Annotated in this window: 11 protein-coding genes and 1 pseudogene; 9 read left to right on the top strand and 3 right to left on the bottom strand. The window is 46.5% G+C overall.

Features of this window, described 5'->3' with window-relative positions; genetic code table 11:
- Positions 1–662: 662 nt before the first annotated feature.
- Positions 663–1,394 (top strand): FadR/GntR family transcriptional regulator, encoded by a 732-nt coding sequence (locus IEV46_RS08435; protein ID WP_188431957.1) that lies wholly within the window; start codon positions 663–665, stop codon positions 1,392–1,394.
- A 77-nt stretch (positions 1,395–1,471) separates the two neighbouring features.
- Positions 1,472–2,098, top strand: a complete 627-nt coding sequence (locus tag IEV46_RS08430; RefSeq protein ID WP_188431954.1) for an extracellular solute-binding protein — start codon at positions 1,472–1,474, stop codon at positions 2,096–2,098.
- Here the strand turns inward: IEV46_RS08430 and IEV46_RS18070 are convergent.
- Together IEV46_RS18070 and IEV46_RS08425 are read right to left on the bottom strand one after the other, a co-directional pair.
- Positions 2,000–2,380 (bottom strand): annotated as a pseudogene (locus tag IEV46_RS18070) (cation:proton antiporter regulatory subunit); the annotation flags it as partial. The gene IEV46_RS08430 and the pseudogene IEV46_RS18070 overlap by 99 nt on opposite strands.
- 804 nt (positions 2,381–3,184) lie before the next feature.
- Entirely contained in the window at positions 3,185–6,487 is a 3,303-nt protein-coding gene (locus IEV46_RS08425) for a golvesin C-terminal-like domain-containing protein (RefSeq protein ID WP_188431945.1), read from the bottom strand.
- A 480-nt stretch (positions 6,488–6,967) separates the two neighbouring features.
- Here IEV46_RS08425 and IEV46_RS08420 point away from each other — a divergent pair, with 480 nt between their 5' ends.
- From IEV46_RS08420 to IEV46_RS08410, 3 genes are all read left to right on the top strand, one after another.
- Complete coding sequence (locus IEV46_RS08420) at positions 6,968–12,544, top strand: DNRLRE domain-containing protein (RefSeq protein WP_188431937.1); 5,577 nt, start codon at positions 6,968–6,970, stop codon at positions 12,542–12,544.
- Positions 12,545–13,422: 878 nt separating this feature from the next.
- Entirely contained in the window at positions 13,423–13,599 is a 177-nt protein-coding gene (locus tag IEV46_RS18640) for an RHS repeat-associated core domain-containing protein (protein ID WP_083820616.1), read from the top strand.
- A gap of 157 nt (positions 13,600–13,756) precedes the next feature.
- On the top strand, positions 13,757–14,014 hold the full coding sequence (locus tag IEV46_RS08410; RefSeq protein WP_188431921.1) for a hypothetical protein: 258 nt from the start codon (positions 13,757–13,759) through the stop codon (positions 14,012–14,014).
- Positions 14,015–14,112: 98 nt separating this feature from the next.
- Here the strand turns inward: IEV46_RS08410 and IEV46_RS08405 are convergent.
- Positions 14,113–15,278 (bottom strand): IS3 family transposase gene (locus IEV46_RS08405; RefSeq protein ID WP_268235881.1). Its coding sequence is split into 2 segments (ribosomal slippage): positions 14,113–15,017 and positions 15,017–15,278, totalling 1,167 coding nucleotides; the frame shifts between segments, so codons are not numbered across the junction.
- A gap of 1,030 nt (positions 15,279–16,308) precedes the next feature.
- On the opposite strand from IEV46_RS08405, the gene IEV46_RS08400 reads away from it, so the two are divergent.
- From IEV46_RS08400 to IEV46_RS08380, 4 genes are all read left to right on the top strand, one after another.
- Positions 16,309–17,382, top strand: coding sequence for an RHS repeat-associated core domain-containing protein (locus IEV46_RS08400; protein WP_188432430.1), 1,074 nt, complete (start codon positions 16,309–16,311; stop codon positions 17,380–17,382).
- 433 nt (positions 17,383–17,815) lie between these two features.
- Positions 17,816–18,307 carry a hypothetical protein gene (locus IEV46_RS08395; RefSeq protein ID WP_009711480.1) on the top strand — a complete coding sequence of 164 codons (492 nt, stop codon included), beginning with the start codon at positions 17,816–17,818 and terminating at the stop codon, positions 18,305–18,307.
- 954 nt (positions 18,308–19,261) lie between these two features.
- The gene (locus IEV46_RS08385) at positions 19,262–19,969 is read left to right on the top strand and encodes a hypothetical protein (RefSeq protein ID WP_172998893.1); all 708 of its coding nucleotides are present in this window, start codon (positions 19,262–19,264) and stop codon (positions 19,967–19,969) included.
- Positions 19,954–20,103, top strand: coding sequence for a hypothetical protein (locus tag IEV46_RS08380; protein WP_188431919.1), 150 nt, complete (start codon positions 19,954–19,956; stop codon positions 20,101–20,103). The genes IEV46_RS08385 and IEV46_RS08380 overlap by 16 nt, the downstream gene beginning before the upstream one ends.
- Positions 20,104–20,799: the final 696 nt, after the last annotated feature.

Genomic DNA, 20,799 nt, shown 5'->3' with positions numbered 1-20,799 from the left:
GATTTATATCCTGCAGGAACAAGGTATCCTTTTGGATCGTTTTTGTTGAGACACCCAGTGCCCTGGAAAGAATGGACCGGCTTAATATGGATTCATTTTTTAGAAATTGATTCAACAGATCCAATAAACGTCGATGTACCTTAAGACGGCTGCGTTATATTACAGACCAAATCTTCCGTTCGGGCAGGGGCAAAGCCTTACGGAAGCAACACAAGGAAGAATGTTGCCCCTAAACGCCCTCTCTTCAGATTCTCCGCTGGGTAGGCAACCTTCATCCAGGGCTTCAGCCCACTGGGATTGTAGTGCCTGTGGTACAAAGGTCGCTTTGGCAGCACACGACTCCCTTCCGCCGCCCATTTTCTGGTCAATCAACAGCCCTGTGGCAAAGCAAAACATAATATCGGTGAAGAAACATAAGTACTATGCCTGGAGTAATCACAAGCTGGCCAAGATGAAAACATCTTTGTTCGGATCATTTTTGAGCAGAGCATTTTCCCGGAACCTCTTATTCTTGCATTTATTTGGCGATTCCGATCAGGAAGCGTCTTTTCATATTTTACCCGAACGGACTTGACGGGCACCGAATATTCAAAATATACTATACCCATCATACAGGTAGTTAGGAATATCGGTTTATATAAGTCATAGGTTAGGAGATGGAGATGCGTACAATTAAAAAAGTGTCATTGAGCAAAATGATCGCCGATGAAATCAAAGATTATATAAAGAACCAGCGCCTGCAGGAGGGGGACAAGCTGCCTTCGGTTGAAAGTTTGGTGAAACAGATGAACGTCGGTCGTTCTTCCCTCCGGGAGGGACTGCGATTTCTGGAAGCGATCGAAGTAATCCAGGTGATCAACGGCAAGGGCATCTTCGTCAAAGATGCCAATGTGTACCGGATTGAAGCGAAAATCAATATTGAGAATGAAAAGAGCTTCCTGTTGCAGATGAGTGAAGTGCGCCGTGCACTGGAAGGAAAAGCGGTGGAATTGGCGGTTGAACGTATAACAAGCGAGCAATTGGAAGAGATGGAAGCTTGCTTGGATCGCTATCAACACTTCCTGGAGACCGGGAAAAGGAATGAAGCGTCGCAGGCGGATGCCTCCTTCCACCAAGTGTTGTACCGGGCCTCCCAAAATGTCATCTTGGAGGGAATCATTCATTCCATCCGCGACAACCTTGATGAATTTTGGAAGAATCCCTTTGGCATTGAGTCCATCTTTGACAACTCCTTTCCCTATCACGTCACGTTACTGAAAGCATTGAAAGAGAGGGATCAGCAACAGGCGATGAAAGAGTTTTCCAAACTGCTCGATGTGGTGGAACAGGCCATCCATCGTGTCGATTTTGAGGGAAGGGTTTCCATACCCCCGGAATCAAGGGGTTCCAACTGAATCAAAAAATTGGAGGTTTCACAAAGAGTAGGTCCAAAACCAATACCTGAATAAAAAAATATCTAAAGTGTTCCGCCATGGGTGGGATAAAAGGAAGAGGTTGGTTGTCGCTGGTGGTGATTACTGCTTTGTCCACAGTTGCCGTTGGTTGTTCTTTATTCGGAGACGGTGGAACGAGCAAGGATGAGGTAATCACCTTTTGGCATGGGACGACAGATGTGGAGAAGGATGCGCTGGAAGAAATCGTAAAGCGATATAATGAAAAAAATCCGAAAAAAAAGGTGGAAGCCGTCTATATTGCGCAACAAGGGGAAGGCCAGAATGAGAAGCTGTTGGCGGCGATCGCAGGTGGACATCCACCAGATGTGGCCTACTTTGACCGCTTTGAAATCGGTTCATGGGCGGCTCAGGGGTCATTGACAGAGATCACCGAGCGGGTGGAGAAAGCCGGCATTGATGACGACTCCTACTATGATTATGCGATCGATGAGGCCAGGTACAAGGGGAAATTGTACGGTTTGCCGATGGATTCTGATGCGAGACTTTTGTTTTACAACAAAGATCATTTCAAGGAAGTGGGCTTAGACCCGGAAAAACCGCAGATGTTTTTGATGTCCTTTATCGATCACCGCGATGATGGTGGCGCCCGTCATCTCGCGAACCTTCAGATTGCCGATCGTGTTGCCGATACATCTCGCATCTGATTCAAGTTTGAACCATTCGATGACCAGGTCGTCGAGGGCGACCTCGATCGTTTCAAGTGCCTTCGGTTTATAGGTCATTCCGCCAATGATCCCAGCGAGGTGCCTCGCTTCGTCATCATCAAATGTCGCGATGGAGATACTTTCATCGGGATCATCGGGATTTTTTCGGTACAGTTCACGCCTTCCGTCATCATGAATAATGATGACCATTTGATCGCCACTTCGGGCGGACACTTCAAACTTACGCCCAATTCCCGGCAAGTCTGTTTCCCCAATATTCAAATTGAATCCCCTCCGTCTTTGGATTGCAGCAGTTCTCAGATGTCAAGTAGAGGTACTACAACCAAATCGTATCAGGATATTAATCATCGCCATATCCCGGATTCGTAGTATACCCCAAACATGGTCTGTATTCCGGTTAGACAGTTGAACCCATACCATATGGGAAAATCAAGCGAATTGGGAAGGAACAGATGGACCGGGAAATTACACGAAAGTGGAGGTGAATTTGGTAGGCATGAGAAACAAACGTTTCATCCAGATCACGATGAGATCTGTGACGAAAACGGTGGGAAATGTGAGTATGATCAAAATAACAGGATAAATGCACACATAGGACACCGGTTTTTTGATCCATTTCATTTTGACCGGCGACTTCAATCGGTTGCCCACAACCTGGTAACCAAGCTTTAATGAGGAAAGTATCGGGGATTCTTTCAGGAGAGGACGATCTTCTTCGATATATAATGGTGTTATGGCAGTGATAAGCAGAACCCAAATGAGGAAAAAACAGGTGAACAGGTTACAACGTCTGTCTCCATACATTGTCAACCTGTCCACCTCCTCTGTTTCAGATTACTACCAAAAATAAGGGTATCATTCAGTATGGTATAAATCAAGATCGATTTACTGCGAATTCCCTTCGATCCCATCTCCTTTTAACTATTGGGGATTGATGTGTTGGTTGGTCCGGCGAAACCGAAAGTAAACGAACCTGGTGGGTGGCTGGACCTGACGAATACCGACCCTATAGGATCCATTAAAGAAGGCATCACCTTCATCGAGGTGATGCCTTGGGGTGTTTGATCAGTTTTTCACCAGTCGCACTGCATCGGCGACCACAATGCCGTCAGCATTGTCGGAGAGGACGACCTTGCTGACGGTACCCTGGGCGAAGTTCCAAGTCCCGAGGTAGACCCATTGTCCGCCGCCGGAGCGCTGATCGACCCGTTTCACCGTTTTGCCCCCTTGATGGTGGACGGTATAGGGTGCGTCGGTGGCCCGGTCTTTGTAGTCCAGGTATTTGACATAAACCTTGTAGGAACCACTCTCGGGGATGTTCAGATTCCAGGTGAAGGTATTATCTCCGGTTCCTTTGTAGTCATACTGATAGTCGGTGCCTTCATATCCGGGACGGTTAGTGGAGGGCTTCCATGCTCCGACTCCCACATTGCCCGGGTCCCTGTTGTCACTGGTGACGGTGACCGGGGCCTGTTCCAGCTTGATTGCATCAGCGACCACAATGCCGTCGGCGTTGTTTGAGAGAACGACTTTCCCTGCTCCTTGGTTAAAGGTGTAGGTTCCCAGCTCCACCCAAACTCCGCCGCCGGTGCGTTGGTTGACCCGTTTCACGGATTCACCGTTTTGATGATGGATGGTGTAAGGAGCATTGGTGGCCCGGTCGGTGTAGGAAAGATATTTGGCATACACTTTGTAGGATCCGGTTTTGGGCACTTGGAAATTCCAGGTGAAGGTATGGTTTCCGGTTCCTTTCTGGCTGTATTGGTAGTTGGTCCCCTCGTAGCCTTTCACGTTGGAGGAGGTTTTCCAAGTGCCGATTCCCTCGTTGCCGGCATCGGTGTTGTCACTGATCACCATGTCAGGGACCCGTTCGATCAGGATGGCGTCAGCGACGACGATTCCGTTGGCTTGATCGGAGAGGACGACTTTCCCCGTGCCTTGGGCAAGATTAAAGGTACCCAGTGCCACCCATTTATCGCGGTGAGTGGTGGTCCGCTGATCCATTTTTTTGACCGTCTGACCGTTTTGGTGATGAACGGTGAAAGGGGCGTCGGTGGCCCGGTCCGTATGGGGTTGCCAACGGGCGTAGAGCTTGTAGGTCCCGGTTTCCGGAGCGTTCAGATTCCAGGTGAAGGTGTTGGCCCCGGTTCCTTTATGGCTGTAAATGTAGTCGCTTCCATAGTAGGTTTTCTGGCTGGTGGAGCTCTTCCAGGTGCCGGTTTTGCTCATGCCGCTGTCCCCGTTGTCAACGATTTTCATCCCGTCCACCTTTTCAAACTGGACAGCATCAGCAATGACATAGCCATCCGCCTGATCTGTCAGCTTCACCTTGGCCGCTTTCCCTTGTTGGAAGGGGAAGACCCCCAGTTCCACCCAGTTGCCGCCACCGGAGCGTTGGTTCACCTTTTTGGTGTAGGAGCCATTGGCATAGGTGACAGTATAGGGAGCATTGGTTGCCCGGTCCGAATATGAACTGTAACGGACGGTGACCCGGTAAACCCCGGTTTCCGGCGGCATGAAGTTCCAGGTGAAGCTGTTGGCGCCGGTCCCTTTGGCATGGGTTTGGTAGTTGGAACCGTAGTAACCGGGGGCACTGGTGGATTTTTTCCATGTGCCGACCGTCGAGACGTAGCCGGTGTCCGTGTTATCAATAATCAGTTTGGAAGGCTGCGGGTTGGAATTCAGTTTTTTCAGCTGGATTCCGTCAGCGATCACGTAGCCGTCAGCATCATCGGTTTGCACAATTTTGTTGGCCCCGGAGTTAAACTCATACGCACCGATATCCACCCATTGGCCGCCGTTTACCTGTTGGTTCACGGTTTTTGTCACTTCGCCGTTCTTGGTGTGGAGGATGTATGGTGCATTCGTGGCCCGATCGGAAGCGGAGGTGTAGTGAACAAACACCTGGTAGGTACCCGCTTCGGGCAGATTGAAGTTCCAGGTGAAAGTATCCGGTGCGATCCCGAGGAGCGCTTTGTCATTGGCTTGGTAGTTGGAGCCGTAATATCCGGGTACATTGGTGGAGGTTACCCAGTCGCCTTCAGCCACATGGTCGGGATCGGCATTGTCCAGGGTGATCGTTTTACTGTCCTCATTCATCTTGCTGTTTACACTCGTTCGAATGTTGGGCAAGTCCGCCTTGACATAACTGCCGGGGCAGGAGGTGCTGGCCCGGGGCAACTGCCCGTGCCCTTGGATCGTGGCCACGTCGCGGTCTGTTTTCGGAACACTGGGGTTGTCGTAGGGATAGTTACGGACAAAATCCGCCTTGCTCCGGGGATCGATCCCGTGCAGATCTGCCTGGTAGGCCAACATGTCGACCATCGCACTGCGCATTTTTGCCGGCAGTTTCATCTCACTGTAGTTTCCCAACAGGGAAATGCCAAAAGTGCCATTATTGAAGGAGAAGGCGTGTGCCCCGACAACGCCGGGAGTGAGGACATCCCCGTCTTTCCCTTTCCGTCCTTCATAGATGCGACCGTCACTTCCAACAATGGCGTTATATCCGATATCACCATAGCCTCTCGTCTTGGCGTGGTAATAATAGATGGACCGGATGCGGGCGGCGGGGTCCGGCTCGTTGTTGGGTGTGTCGGTATGGTGGACGACCAGGTGAGTCACCTTGGAGGCATACTCCCGGGGCCAGTCTTCTTTCCCATTGATATAGCGCAGAGATTCGTCGGCTCCCCACTCCGCACGGCTCACCACCGGCGGACGGTTGATCACGGCTTCCGCCTTGTCCGCAATCAGGGAGCCGAGAGAGACGGAACCTTTTGCCGGGATTTTTTCTCCATCTTCGGAATTGAGAAAGGTCACCTTGACATCCTGCAAGAGGGCGTCAGCATCTTCACCGGGTTTAAAGACCGCCTTGTATTGGAGATAGCGTGCATGATCCGCCACGATCAGATTGCTGAACAGCTCCGGAGTCTGCAGATCATCCCGTCCCTCGTTGGGGTCGGCACTGACCGCTTCCCACCCGGTCCAATTTTCCTTGTCTTTGGAAGTGCGGACATAGAATTGAACCCAGTCATTGGGGGAAGTGTCCTGAACCGGACGGGTGCCCTCTTTCCAATGGACAGCTGCATCAGTAAAAGGGAAATCAGACTGGATGATGGGAGAGACGTATTCTGAAGACTTCTTCTCATCCTCCATGGAAAGGACGGCCTTCTGTCCCTTCTGTGTCAGATCCAGGTTTTTTGTTTTCCCCTTGGCGAAATCGGCGGGTGTTTGATGATGGACCTCATCCGCCATCACTTTGACCGCAGTGGGCTTGGCCCAAGAAGCCGGGACGATCGGAATGGATAGGAGCAAGAGAAGAGCGATAACTCCGAAAAGCGTGACCAAAAGCTTGGGAGTAAAGGTTTTCATGGCAGACTCCTTTGACTAATTTGATAGTGGAAATGCTCGTATTCTTTTATTCGAGAGCGGAGTCCCCTTTGATGCCCTTTTCGACCAAAAATATTCTATTCATCTATTTTTCAAAAAAAGATAGCCTATGTGAACTAGTACTATCTTGGATGTGGACGATAACCGGGCATTTGGAGCCTGTTCCCACAGGTGTTCGACCGCTGTCAGTCCTTTCAAAGTAAGAATCAAGGCAGTAAAAGGTCGGTGACTTCCTTTTTTTAATCCATTTTCTGTCTGTGGAGGTCTAGCTGCAATTTTTTTATAGATGAAAAGGAGGAGAAATAAATCCTTTGTCGTATTAAATGTTCTGCGGGTATAATTTTCATTTTTATGAAGAGAAAATTATACTTGATTATTTCAGGTATGGAGGCGATCTGGGACAACCAAATCTACAACGGTAACGGTCCTGAAAAGAAAAAGACGAGAGGAGAAACAAAACACATGACACCCCATCTACTGAAAAAATGGTCCTGGATTTCCGTGCTGGTCATCATCGCTTTGATCGGAGCTACGCTGTTGCCGGATTATGCCGAGGTTTATGCAGCGGAAAAAGCAAGACAGGAACAGTTGAATCAGAAACGCGAAATTGTAGAACTGCGCACGGAAAATTCCAAAACATACATCAAGGGCGACAACACATATATGTTGGAACAGTACCTGGAGCCGATTCATTTCAAGGAGAAGGGCACCTGGGAGGAAATTGATAACGGAATTGCAACCGTTTCTTCCACCCAAGCTTTGGATTCAGAGCTTTCCTATCAAAATAAAGCCAACCGCTACCGGGCCGGCTTTGCACCTCACACCGGGGCGAAGAAACTCCTCCGCTTTCAACTGGGCTCCGCTTCCGTTGATTTAGGGCTCGTGGATGGGAAAAAGGTGAAGGCCGAGAAAAAAGGAAACCGGATTGCCTATAATCATGTCTATCCCGACACCCACTTGGTCTACTACACAGATCACAACGGTGTCAAAGAAGAATGGGTCCTCGACCGCTACCATGGGCAGAACAAATTGACCATGACCCTGGACACCCAAGGCGTGGAAGCGAAAAAACAGAAAGACGGCTCCATCGACTTCGTGGATTCCAAGGGGAAAGTTGCTTTTTCCGTTCCCCGACCTTTCATGGTGGATCAAAATCTCCGCTATTCCGGAGATGTTCAATTCCAGATCCGGAGCAAGGAAAATAAAACCTACCTCGATCTGGAACTGGATGAAAAATGGTTGCAAGAAAAAGAGAGGGCCTTCCCTGTGACAGTGGATCCGTCACTGGTGGTTCAGGGAAGTGACAAAGCCCAAGACACCTTTGTGGGGGAGAAACAACCGACGACCAACTTCGGCACGGTCACTTACTTCACCGTGGGGAACAACCCTGATCATGGAAAAAGCCGGGCCCTGCTGAAGTTTGATCTGCAACCGCTGTTGAGCAGTGCCACCATCACGTCGGCCAAGTTAAGTGTTTATCAAACCAACACTTCAACCAAGGCGGAACGGGAGAATCTTCACCCGATCACGGAGAATTGGTCCGAAACCACGGCCACCTGGAATAAACAGCCTGCCGTCGGTACCGCTATCTCCAATCAGACAGTGACAGATGCCGGCTGGTACGATTTTGATCTGACTTCCCTGGCCCGGGACTGGTACACCGGAAAGACCGCCAACCACGGGGTTTCTCTCCGTCATGCCACGGAAACCAACGACCGCAAGTCCTACTATTCCAGTGAGTTTGCCAATTACGAAGGCACCCGGAAGCCGAAGCTGACGATTACCTATACGATCGATCCCTTGGGCCAAGAGGAGTTCTGGACCACAGCGGCATCCAATGTGAATACGTATAACGGAAACTTCTTTTTGCAGGAAACGGATATGAATATTTCGGGTCGAGGTATTCCCGCCGAAGTCAGCCGGGCCTATAACAGCCGTTCCATGGAAAGTGGAATCTTCGGCCATGGCTGGACCAGCAATCTGGAGCAACGGATCACGGACCACGGCCAAGGTCCCCTGCTCTACACGGATGAGGATGGTACCACCCACACTTTCATTCCTGACGGGGACGGGACCTATACCGCTCCGCCGGGGAAACACTTTGAGCTGACAAAAAAGAGCGGGTACATCTTGGAAGATACCGATCAGACAAAATACCAGTTCAACACCTCCGGTCGCCTGATTTCGATCACGGATTCCAACAACAATAAGACGACCATCGGTTATACCGGGTCCAACCCGACCAGCATCACCGATGCTTCCGGACGAAAAGCCAATCTGAGCTATAACGCGGACAACCGGGTCACTCAAATAACCGATCCTGCCAATCGCAGCACAGAGTATACTTATGATGCCGCCGGCAACCTGAAAACGGTGACGAAGAAAGAGGCTGACGGGAAAGTTTTGTCCACAGTTACTTACGGATATGGTGACGGACATCGTATAACCTCAGTCCAAGATCCCAATGGAAACGTAAGAACCGTCGAATATGACAGCGAAGATCGGGTGAAAAAGCTGTCCCAACCCTTAACGGTGGACGGACAAGTGAAGACCGCCACCACTACATTTGCGTACGATGGGACTCACCGGATCACCACGGTCACCGATCCCAAGGGAACGCCGACGGTCTACACGCACAATGAATACGCCAATGTGATTCAAATCACCCAGGATCCCAACGGTCTCAACTACAAACAGACCTTTGTCTATAATGATCAAAACGAACTGGTCAGTCAAAAGGATGCCAACGCCAATGCCAAGGGCAGCGATGCCACGTATAATTACACTTACGATGGCAATGGCAACCTGACCAGCGTCACCAATCCGCTGAATGAGAAATCGACCACAGAATACGATGAAAACAACAATCCGATCAAGGAGACAGATCCGGAGGGAAACACCACCGTCAATGAATACGATGACGAAGGGAACCCAACCTCCAGCACCGATCCGGCGGAAAAATCCTCTGCCACCAAAGTGGATGCTTATGGAAATGTCATCGAAGAGACCTCTTCCATGAGTCCAGGGGACAACCTGGCCCGCAACGGCAGCTTCGAGATCGACCGGAACAATGACAATTGGCCCGATGACTGGTACCAGTGGACTGAAAGTGGGGCCAACAAGGTGACCTGGACCAACGGCGGACTGACCGTGGACGGAATCACCCTGGGCGATAAACGGATCCAAATCGTCAGCCCCGGAGAGGATACGCTGATCGGGAGCAGCAAGTTTATCCCCTATGATTCCAAAAAGGCCTATTTTGTCAGTGGGTTTGTCCAAACCGCCAATGCCAAGGGAATCGCCGGAATTCAGGCCACCGGCTATGATGAAAATGGCAATATCACCAAACGGATCAAGTCCAAGGAGCTCAGCGGCACCCACAGCCCCACCCGGCTGCATGTGGCGGTGGAACCCGAAGCCTTCCCCCAAGAGACCACCCGTTTTCGGGTTCGGGCCTACGCATTTGGGAAGAACGGCCAATTTGACGGCACCTATCGCTTTGATGGATTGCAGGTGGAAGAAGGCTTTTATGGTGCCTACAATATCCTGGAAAACGGAGACTTCGAACGGAATGATGACCCCGTCGACGACATTCCGGATCGCTGGTATCTGGCCGGAAACATCGAAGGTCCCGATGGTCTGGACAGCACCGAGAAGCATGCCGGCAAACAGTCTGTGAAGCTGGTGGGGAATGTAGATAAGTGGAAAATGGTTCGCCAGGATGTCAAGCTGAAGGGAGAAGCAGGCTCCATCCTGACGGTGTCCGGGTTTTCCAAAGTGGACAACCCTCGACCCGCCGGTGTCTATGGATACATCATTGAGACGTATCAAGGATCCACCCGTCAGGAAACCTTCACCCACAACTTCGACCGGACGAAGTCCCATGATTGGCAGCATCGTACCGCCCAACTGAAGACCACCAAGCCCTTTGACAATATCAAGGTCTTCTACGAGTACAGCGAACAAACCGGAAAAGCTTGGTTTGACACGGCCAAGGTGATGGTGGGCTCAGTCCAAACGAAGAATGCCTATGACACCAACGGGAACTACCAGACCAAGACCACCGACCCCCAGGGACGGGTCACGGAATCCGGTTATGATACCGTGGGCAATGTCACCAGCGAGAAAAGAGGAGCAGATACCACCACCTTCACTTATGACGGTCTGGACCGCCTCACCCAGGTGACCGATGCCAAGCAGGGGGAAACCAGCTACCGGTATGATCCCAACGGCAACAAAACCCAGGTGACCAACGCCCGGGAAAAAACGACCACCTATGAGTACAATGAAATGGACGAAGTGCGGAAAATCACCGATGCACTGGGACAATCCGTTCTCTTCGCCTACGACCTGAACGGAAACCAGACGAAAGTGACCCAGCCCAACGGCGACACCGTGGAGTATGGCTATGATGTCGTGAATCGGCCGACTTCTGTGTCCCACAATGGAACAAAAAAATACTCCTTTGCCTACGATGCCAACGGCAACGTGACCAAGGAGACAGATGAAGCCCAAAACGAATCCACCACCTTCACTTACGACGATGACAACAAGCTGAAGACGGTGACTGAGCCGGGAAGCAACAAAACCGAATACACTCACGACAAGAACGGCAATGTCACCCAACAAAAACTGACTGCCGGAAGCACGACCGTGACCCAGGGTATGGGTTATAATGAAGTGGATCAGCTCACCAAAGTGACCGAAAACGGCAAAAACCGTGCGATCTACACTTACGATGAGAACGATCGCGTTGCCAGCCGCAAAAATGAAGATGGCACCGTCAGCCTTTTCAGCTACAACGGCGCCGGCGATCTCACACAGCAGGTGGTTTTGGACAAGGGCGGGGAACAGCGGGAATCTTACACATACACCTACGACAACAAAGGCAACATCACCCAGGTGAAAGATTCCAAGGGAACCACCACCTACGTCTATGACGAGCTGGAACAGCTGGTCAAGGAAACCCGGCCCGACGGCACCGTCACGGAATACACCTACGATGCCACGGGCAACCGGCTGACGAAGAAAGTGACCCAAAACGGCATCGCGACCACCACGAACTACAGCTACGACGATGCCGACCAACTGACCCAGGTGGACGGTCAGGCCCACACCTTTGACAAAAACGGCAACCTGACCCACGACGGCAAACGAACCTTCGTCTACGATGCCGAAAACCGCCTCACCGCCGTCAAGGAAGGGGACAAAACCCTCGCCTCCTTCACCTACCGGGCCGACGGCATGCGCAAGACCATGACCACCGGTTCCCAGACGATCACGTTCCATTATGATGGGAACAACAACGTCATCTATGAGACGGATCAGAACCACCAGATCGTGGCCCACTACACCTACGGGGCCAACAATGAGCTTGTCAGTATGACCCGGGGCGGGAAGACCTACTATTACCAGACCAACTACCGGGGGGATGTAACCGCCCTCACCGACTCCACCGGAGAAGTCGTGGCATCGTATGAGTACGATGCCTTCGGGAATCTGCTGAAAGAAACAGGGACGGTGGAGAATCCGTATCGGTATGCAGGGTATCGGTATGATGAGGTCACGGGGCTGTATTATCTGCAGAGCCGGTATTACAACCCGGAGACGGGAAGGTTTTTGACGAGGGATTCGTTTGAGGGGTTTGAGGATGAGCAGCTTAGTTTGAATAAGTATATCTACACAAAAAATGATCCAGTTAGCAATGTAGATCCAAATGGAAAAGCCGGAATAAGGAACAGGTACGCAGCAATCATTATTGACTTAGCAATTGCTGCTTGGGGTGGTTGGCAGGCTTATTTGGCAAGAAAAGCGTACAAACGGCTTATAAAAAAGAGTTTTTATCGCCTTACAAGAACAATTGCCCGTAGATTTCAAAGGAAAAACTTTTCACGTGTCAGAATAGTTATGGGAGCTTTCCTCAACACTGCGTTAGCATTAGCAGGCAACAGTGTAGGTCAAATAATGGTGAAAGTAATTGACAGATATGTAGACCCTCGTTTGGGATACAAGAAGAACAATGGAAGAATTTTTGGCTGATTTGTAGTAGTATAGTAATGCTTGCTGTAATTTTACCCCCTAACTAAATTTGAAAACTATTAGAAGCGTTGTGATTTAGTGCGCTCCAAGACGGTCGGGATTGGGTTTCACATTCCGGTGCCAAAGTTCTAAAAGAGCCAAAGACGCTCCGTGTGAAACCCACCCCTCCCTCTGATGGACTTTTTCACAACGATTTTTGAATGATATTCAATTAAGTTAGGGGGGGAGGTTTGAAGAATATTATTCATGAGAAAAAAGTAAATGAAAAAATCCCAGCCTGTTGATTAGCCATATTTTGGTTGGGGAGATCGTGTTCTACCATGTTCCGGTTGCCATCCAGCAAGAAAGTAATGACTGTCCGCTCCGAATCTTTTGGATGGGAGGGGCAAAGCCTTAGAAGATATCACAAGGTAGAATGTTTCCCCTAAACGCCCCTCCCTCCAGATTTCCGCTCGGTAGGATGGTAAAGGTCGCTTTGGCAGTGCACGACTCCCTTTTCAACACTCATTTTATTGTTAATAGACAGTCTTGAAAAAAACCAACTAGAAATGAGTGAACATAGAATGAATTGGAATTTGGTTGTTAAAATAGGGTTTGGTTTAGTAATTATAGCTGCTGTACTGTTATACAGATTGAAAACGTACCGATTAAAAGAATTAAAGAAAGAAATAAAGGATAAAGGCGGCGAACTAACAGAGGAATTTCGTGAAAAAATGGAAAGAAACAGCGCTCAAGAATTTAAGTACTATATGATTCTATTTATAATAACTGCTATATTATTCATTCTATATCACTTCACTATACCGGAGTAATATGAGATAATGCTCAAACCTTTGGAGCCTAAGAAGGCTCCTTTTAATATATGAAGAGCATCAAAGATGTTATCAGAATGTACATTTGTTGTGCTTTATGATACGCGGCAGAGCACTTCACTCATAATGAAGTGCCGGTATGATGAAGTGACGGGGCTGTATTATCTGCAGAGCCGGTACTACAATCCGGAGATAGGGAGGTTTTTGACGAGAGATTCGTTTGAGGGATTTGAAGATGAGTAGCTTAGTTTGAACAAGTATGTGTACACGGCAAACAACCCTGTAATGTTTGTTGATCCGGATGGTATGGCGTATAAGTATGTAACAATATCGATTGTAAATGGTCACGAAGTGAACAAATGGAGGAATACGGAAGCGGAAATTAAGGAGGCGTTTTATTTTGGGGAAAATCAATTGGAGTGCAGAGAAAGTGAAATCATCCATGCGGGTAATAGGAGTAATTTTAACTATTATTTTATGCCTTGTTTCATTAGGAACTGATAGTGAGATATGGATTGATATGGCGATAATAATGGTTGGGCTATATTTGTTTATATGTGGAATATTGGATTTGAATGTTAATAAAAAGGTTTCAATATTCCTCATAATTTCGGGATCGATTTGTGTATTAGCAAATTTGATTCGTTTAATAGTATGATATTCAAGTAATTAGTTACACTCAGCCGAATAAGAACAAGAACGTCACCTACGAGACGTGGTATTAAGTCAATAAAGTAGACACACCGAATCGAGAATTTAACCTGTGTTTCGCAAACGATTATAGTATATACGTTCGAAATTTGTGGGTGATTGGTACCCGATCGATGAGTGAATCCGCTGTCGGTTATAGAATATTTCTATGTATTCAAAAATCCGCTGTTTTGCTTGTTGGCGGGTTTTGAATGTTTTCAGAAAAACAAGCTCTTTTTTCAATACACTGTGGAAGGATTCAATACAGGCGTTGTCGTAACAATTGCCTTTGCGGCTCATGCTGCCGACCATGCCATAACGGGATAACCTTTCCTGATATTCACGGGATGCATACTGACTCCCGCGATCCGAATGATGAAGTACCCCCGATTCGGGCTGTTGGCGTTGAACCGCTTGATCCAATGCTTTTAGCACCAGGTTTTTGCTCATCCGTTCATCCGCCTTCCACCCGACGATTTTACGGGTGAAAAGATCCATGATACTGGCCACATACAGCCAACCTTCCTGTGTGGGTACATAAGTGATGTCGGCCATCCATACTTCGTTAGGAGACTGCGCTACAAACTGCTGATTCAGCACATTGTCATGAACGGGTAGGGTGTGTTTGGAGTTCGTCGTCACCTTATATTTTTTGACCGTACGCGAACGCAAACCTTTCTCTTTCATCAACCGAGCCACCGTTTTCTGAGAAACCACATGCCCCTGAGACCGTAAAACCTGGGTGATTTTAGGACTCCCGTACAGTCTGCGTGAGCGAAGAAAGATCCGCTGGATGTGTTGGGACAGCCTCTGCTGTTTTTGAGTACGTTCGCTTCGGGGGCGTTTTAACCACGCATAGTAACCGCTTCTGGAAACACCAAACACTTGGCACATCTTCATTACACGGAAGGTGAAGTGGTTTTGATGGATGAAGGAATAAATTATTTCCGGTCTTTGGCGAAGATGTGCATAGCCTTTTTTAAGATACTGTTCTCCTCTTCCAGATCACGGATGCGTTTTTGCAGCTCGTGAAGAGCTTGATCTTCCGGATTGAGCTTCCCACTCCCGGGAAAAGCATGCTCCCCATCGCGTTTGTACTCCTGTACCCAACGGTGAAGGGTATTTTTGGAGATCCCCAATTCGCGCGAAGCTTGTGCAACTGCCTTGCCTTGTTCCAAGATCATTTGCGCCGTCTGAATCTTAAACTCCGGGTCATAATGCCGTTTCTTCATCGTTGAACACCTCGAACAAAGTTAATTTTATTTTTGCATTCTCTGTTCGATGTGTCCACTTTCTAGTGCCCCCTCAGCGAACATTGTATGGAAAATCACAGATTGGCTTGGATGGTGGGGAGGCGAAGAGCCTTTGCGCTCTTTGCAAGAGATCGGAGCCGCCCCACCATCCTGCCCCCGCCTTGCTGAAAAACAAGATCAAAGTTGCCTGAAGGGGCACTAGACTACCATCAAAGATGGGTGATTCATGGTACGCGGAGTTGGAAATTAGTTTTTTACGCTAAAGCCAACAAGAACTCTCGGACAGGCAAATATACAAGCTGTACTAATGTAGATGTTGATTTTGAAGGATTTCATCCTCACAAAAGCAAGAAAAACAAATCAAAACCTAAATGCACAATTATTAACAAAGGCAAAGGCGTTAAACTTTCGTGGAATGTGGCTCTTTACACCAGAGTTCCATATTTCAAAACCAGGTTATCTACTCGAAGATTCATGGCTACAAAGTACTTTTGGGTTTTAAAAGGATAAGTACTTCAGTTTTTATTAAAGAAAAAGCCAATTATCCCTCCCATAGTTCATTAGGGAGGATAATTGGCTAGAATAATGTACTGACCAAGTACTGCTTTGACTTGTCCTGATCTTCTTACTGAACTATCTTTCTTGTTTCGTTTGGACATAAATTCAGGGGGAATTACAAATGAAAAAAGTGACTTTCATTCTTATTTTGATTTTAGTGAGTTTATTAGGGACTTACTATGTATTCAGGATTCTACCTGAAAATAAGCAAGTAGTCTTGAGCCAAAATCAAACTAGATTAGAATGTTTACAAAAACACGAGGTCAATTTTACTGTCTCTAATGAAAATGGAAAGCCCGTGATACGCATAAACAAATCGGATCTTGAAAAGCTTCCAAAGGATTGTCATTAAGGCTCAAAATATTTGAGAAGAGTGATAATGTCGTTACTGTGAGGCAACATCATCCAAGTGCAGGATTCCAAGGGAACCACGTCCTATGTTTAGGATCAGATGGAACAGCTAGTCAAGGAAACCCAGCCTGACGGCACCGTCACGGAATACACCTACGATGCCACGGGAAACCGGCTGAAGCAAAAGGTGACCCAAGGAGACAAGTCTACCACCACAAACTATACTTACGATGATGCCGATCAACTGGCTAAAGTAAACGGACAGGCCTATTCCTATGACAAAAACGGCAACCTGACCCACGACGGCAAGCGGACCTTTGTTTACGATGCCGAAAACCGCCTGACCGCAGTCAAGGAAGGGGACAAAACCCTCGCCTCCTTCACCTACCGGGCCGACGGCATGCGCAAGACCATGACCACCGGTTCCCAGACGATCACGTTCCATTATGATGGGAATAAAAACGTCATCTATGAGACGGATCAGAACAACCAGATCGTGGCCCACTACACCTACGGGGCCAACAACGAGCTTGTCAGCATGACCCAAGGTGGGAAGACGTACTATTACCAGACCAACTACCGCGGGGATGTAACCGCCCTCACCGACTCCACCGGAGCGGTCGTGGCGACCTATGAGTACGATGCCTTCGGGAATCTGCTGAAAGAAACAGGAACGGTGGAGAATCCGTATCGATATGCGGGGTACCGGTATGATGAAGTGACGGGGCTGTACTATCTGCAGAGCCGTTACTACAACCCGGAGACGGGGCGGTTTTTGACGAGGGATTCCTTTGAGGGGTTTGAGGATAAGTCGCTTGGTTTGAACAAATACTCCTATGTCCTAAACAACCCCGTTATAAATGTAGATCCTGACGGGCATTGGTTTAGAACCATCCGTGGTAATCGAGCCTACATGTATTTCACCAAATTCGAAGTAAAGAGATTCATCAAATATTTAAAGTGGGGAAGAAAGGGTATAAAGGCTTTGGGTTGGCTCTTAAACTTTTGGTTGCCGGGAGCATTTGTAGTTGCTAGGATTGTTAACCTAATTCTGGGTGTGGGAGGAACCTATTTAAAGTGGGCCTCCAAACGGAAAGGGATTATTGTCAAATTCAAAAGGGTGAAAAAGGGAAAATCTTACTTTTACCCATACGCAATATCAAGGTGGAGATAAGTTATAAATAAATTATTGAACCGAAGCAGGTAGATGTACCTGTTTCGGTTCAATAAAATTAAAGGGTGATATAAGGTGAAGAAAATTTTTTTGTCTTTAGCAAACATTTTCATGTATACATTAGGATTTTGGTTTGTCTCCAATATTATCCTTTTTAAAGGATTGGGATTGATCGATAAGGAGATAAATATAGTTTACTTGATTTTGATTGCCACTATGTTAGTTATTATCGGGGGTATTTACAGCATAAGGAAGGAGTGGTTTGAAAAAAAGATGGAATGTTTTTTTGAGAGAATAGAGGATACAAAGTGGAATACTCTTTTTTTGTGGGGATTTATTTTTTTTCTTGGACTCTCGGTCATTTTAATTTTTGTTTTTATTTTATCATCTATGTATTCCCTATATAAAATATTCTGATGGAGGGATAAAATGTATGGAAATATTTCATTGGATCATGGCAATTGTAATCTTGATTATTATCAGTTTAATAATTGGGCTTTTCTTGATTGTAAAAATGGGGAAGAGGATGTTGAGTGAATCAAACCCTATTGATTTGTACTCAGAGGATGAAATAGAACGTCTTCTAAGTAATGTTATGGATGAATACAGAGTTACTAATTTAAATCCGGAACTTGAGTCGGGTGAATTTATCAATGTTCATGTTGAGGTTCATAATACGGATCCGATGGTACTTAAGAAGGTATTTGCGGATGTTGCGCAAAAACATAGCGAAAAATTTAAGGGTATTAACGTTTGTATCTCTAACAATGGTCAGTCTTTGTGCAGAGGTGTATACATTGGAGAAAAAGATGTGGTTTACAACATACCCGATCTTGATGAAGAGAATAAGGAGTTACTCCTTGATCTATTGAATCGGGAAGGGATACCACAGTATCTGTTTCAATTGCTTAATCCAAATAAGTAGATACTGATATCGAAAAATATGACTCGGAGGGCGTGTTGATTTAGCCATATTTCAGATGCACTCAGGGGAGCACAAGTCTCACAAAGGTCACCCCAGAAGGGGAGTTCTTTAGATTTGAAATACACTATTGAATTCAAATTAAAGTAAAAAAAGTAAATAAATTGAAATGAATGGGTTGTCATGGATTGGTATCTTGTGGTGATAATAGGTTTCAGTTCAATAACAGTGATTTTTATACTATTATTGGGGTTGCAATATTATTATCGAATGAAAGAAATGGAGAAAGAACTAGAGGAAAAATGAAGTGGATCAGCTTACCAAAGTGACCGAAAACGGCAAAAACCGCGCGATCTACATACGATGAGAATGATCGCGTCGCCAGCCGCAAAAATGAAGACGGCACCGTCACGGAATACACCTACGATGCCGTGGGGAACCGGCTGACGAAGAAAGTGACCCCCAATACTGTATGTTGACCCAAATGGAAATCATCCTGTTATTGCTGTAGCCTTGATGATTATCCGCTTCTCGGCACCTCTGCTAAGAAAATACGGGATGAAAGCCGCCCGAAAGGTTATCAACTATTCCGCTCGTTTGCTAAAACATTATAAGAAAAACTACACTATCCGCTACGGGTATGGAAATTCATTGGTTCAAATAATAAAGAAGAAACCTAAAAAGGGAGAGGATGCACGTATTTTCTCATTGGATTATCATAACCTCCCCTTAGTAACGAAAAAGGGGAAGAAGCTAAATAAAGGAAGAAAAGTATTTCACTATCACCTTAAAAATCCCGCAGTACACTATGTGTTCAGATGGTCAATTCCCAAGGGATATTATTTGCCTAAAAATAGGAATTACCGATTTGCGTAGGGTTATTAAATCTATTGCCATGGGTATTCCCATGGCAATAGAAATTCATTATATGATAGATATTTGAATGGAGGTAATTAAATGGATTCAATTGAAATTAGGCATTCCATTTGTAAGAGTCATTTATCTAAGGGGAAGTCTTTAAAGGAAATAATTGAATCAAATGCTATTCCTGCCTGTTCTATGCAAAGTGATGATCGATATATTATTGAATGTGGAGTGACTCAATCCCTACATCTACGTAGTACAAGTCCAACTCAGCCCATTCGCTTTTTTCCCAAGTTTTTAACAGATTGGAACTTATTTCCGATATATTGCTTGCTTCGTTGGCCTTCGGGGTTGTTTTCTACATTGGATTTTATAAATGAATTGAAACAAAAGGGGATAAAATTTGAAATTTTGGATATAAATCATCAATTTATTGCCCGTACAGATAAATTGAAAGGGGATTTAAACTTTTTGTTGAGAGTAGAGAACGGAAAAAGTTTGGATTCCATTTTCCAAGATTATTTTTTCACGATTGCATCAATCAATGATTTTATTGGATTTTGGCTAGGGGAAATTCCTTGCTTTTCATGGTATAAGGGAAATCAATATGATTCATACAATCGAGATCCTAGAATTTTGGTCGATTTTCGGCATTTTTTTGCTACAATTGAGTTTGATGCAGATGGTATTGCACTTTTCCACAAAAGTGAGTTATTAACGTTTGATAAGATAAAAAGTCGATTGAAGAGTTTTACTATCGAAGAGTTCATTGAAGAAGGTTATTCATGTTGTTACAAATGAGCTATACCTACGGGGCCAACAACGATCCGGTCAGCATGACCCGAGGCGGGAAGACGTACTATTACCAGACCAACTACCGGGGGGGATGTAACCGCCCTCACCGACTCCACTGGAGCGGTTGTGGCATCGTATGAGTACGATGCCTTTGGGAATCTTCTGAAAGAAACAGGGACGGTGGAGAATCCGTATCGATATGCGGGGTACCGGTATGATGAGGGAACCGGCTGACGAAGAAAGTGACCCAAAACCGGCATCGCGACCACCACGAACTACAGCTACGACGATGCCGACCAACTGACCCAGGTGGACGGTCATCTACGTAACCAGAAATGCAAGAGTACAATGGGTACCATTTTGGGTTAGAGGGAGAAGGATTTTTAATCCAAGTGCTACGGGTAGTTTTTTTTCACAAACTATCCGTAGCACTTGGATTAAATAGGTAAAAAAATTAAGCAAGAAGGTGGGAAAATGAAAACGGTACATAAATTCTCCAATGTTAATATAAATGGAAATGTGATTGATATTGAGATTAGATATATATACGTTATATATGCACTTTATATTAATAATCGGATTAAAAAGGTGTATTTGTGCGAAAAATGTTATGAACTCGATAATCGAATCAAGAAGTGTAGATTCCATTTTTCTATTAATAAACACAGTTGCTCTATTATATTAACTATTTATAATGAATCTTATTTACCTTATGAGGAGATACCTAAAATAGGGGATTGTCCCACTCGTCGTAGATTTTCGTGACGGCCTTTTTCGCTGTTTTACGCGGTGATGGGCTTATTTTCCTTTGGTTCGCTGTCGATGTGTTGTTCCAG

It is taken from the genome of Kroppenstedtia guangzhouensis, from assembly GCF_014637345.1.
GTDB classification, from domain to species: Bacteria; Bacillota; Bacilli; order Thermoactinomycetales; family DSM-45169; genus Kroppenstedtia; species Kroppenstedtia guangzhouensis.
The sequence above is the reverse complement of the archived record's forward strand: the minus strand, read 5'-3'. Positions and strand labels throughout refer to the sequence as shown.

Coding starts and splice junctions, on each gene's coding strand:
- IEV46_RS18640 (WP_083820616.1), top strand. CDS start 13,423: ATGTTATCAGAATGTACATTTGTTGTGCTTTATGATACGCGGCAGAGC.
- IEV46_RS08395 (WP_009711480.1), top strand. CDS start 17,816: ATGGAAATATTTCATTGGATCATGGCAATTGTAATCTTGATTATTATC.
- IEV46_RS08430 (WP_188431954.1), top strand. CDS start 1,472: ATGGGTGGGATAAAAGGAAGAGGTTGGTTGTCGCTGGTGGTGATTACT.
- IEV46_RS08420 (WP_188431937.1), top strand. CDS start 6,968: ATGACACCCCATCTACTGAAAAAATGGTCCTGGATTTCCGTGCTGGTC.
- IEV46_RS08400 (WP_188432430.1), top strand. CDS start 16,309: ATGGAACAGCTAGTCAAGGAAACCCAGCCTGACGGCACCGTCACGGAA.
- IEV46_RS08380 (WP_188431919.1), top strand. CDS start 19,954: ATGTTGTTACAAATGAGCTATACCTACGGGGCCAACAACGATCCGGTC.
- IEV46_RS08385 (WP_172998893.1), top strand. CDS start 19,262: ATGGATTCAATTGAAATTAGGCATTCCATTTGTAAGAGTCATTTATCT.
- IEV46_RS08435 (WP_188431957.1), top strand. CDS start 663: ATGCGTACAATTAAAAAAGTGTCATTGAGCAAAATGATCGCCGATGAA.
- IEV46_RS08425 (WP_188431945.1), bottom strand. CDS start 6,487: ATGAAAACCTTTACTCCCAAGCTTTTGGTCACGCTTTTCGGAGTTATC.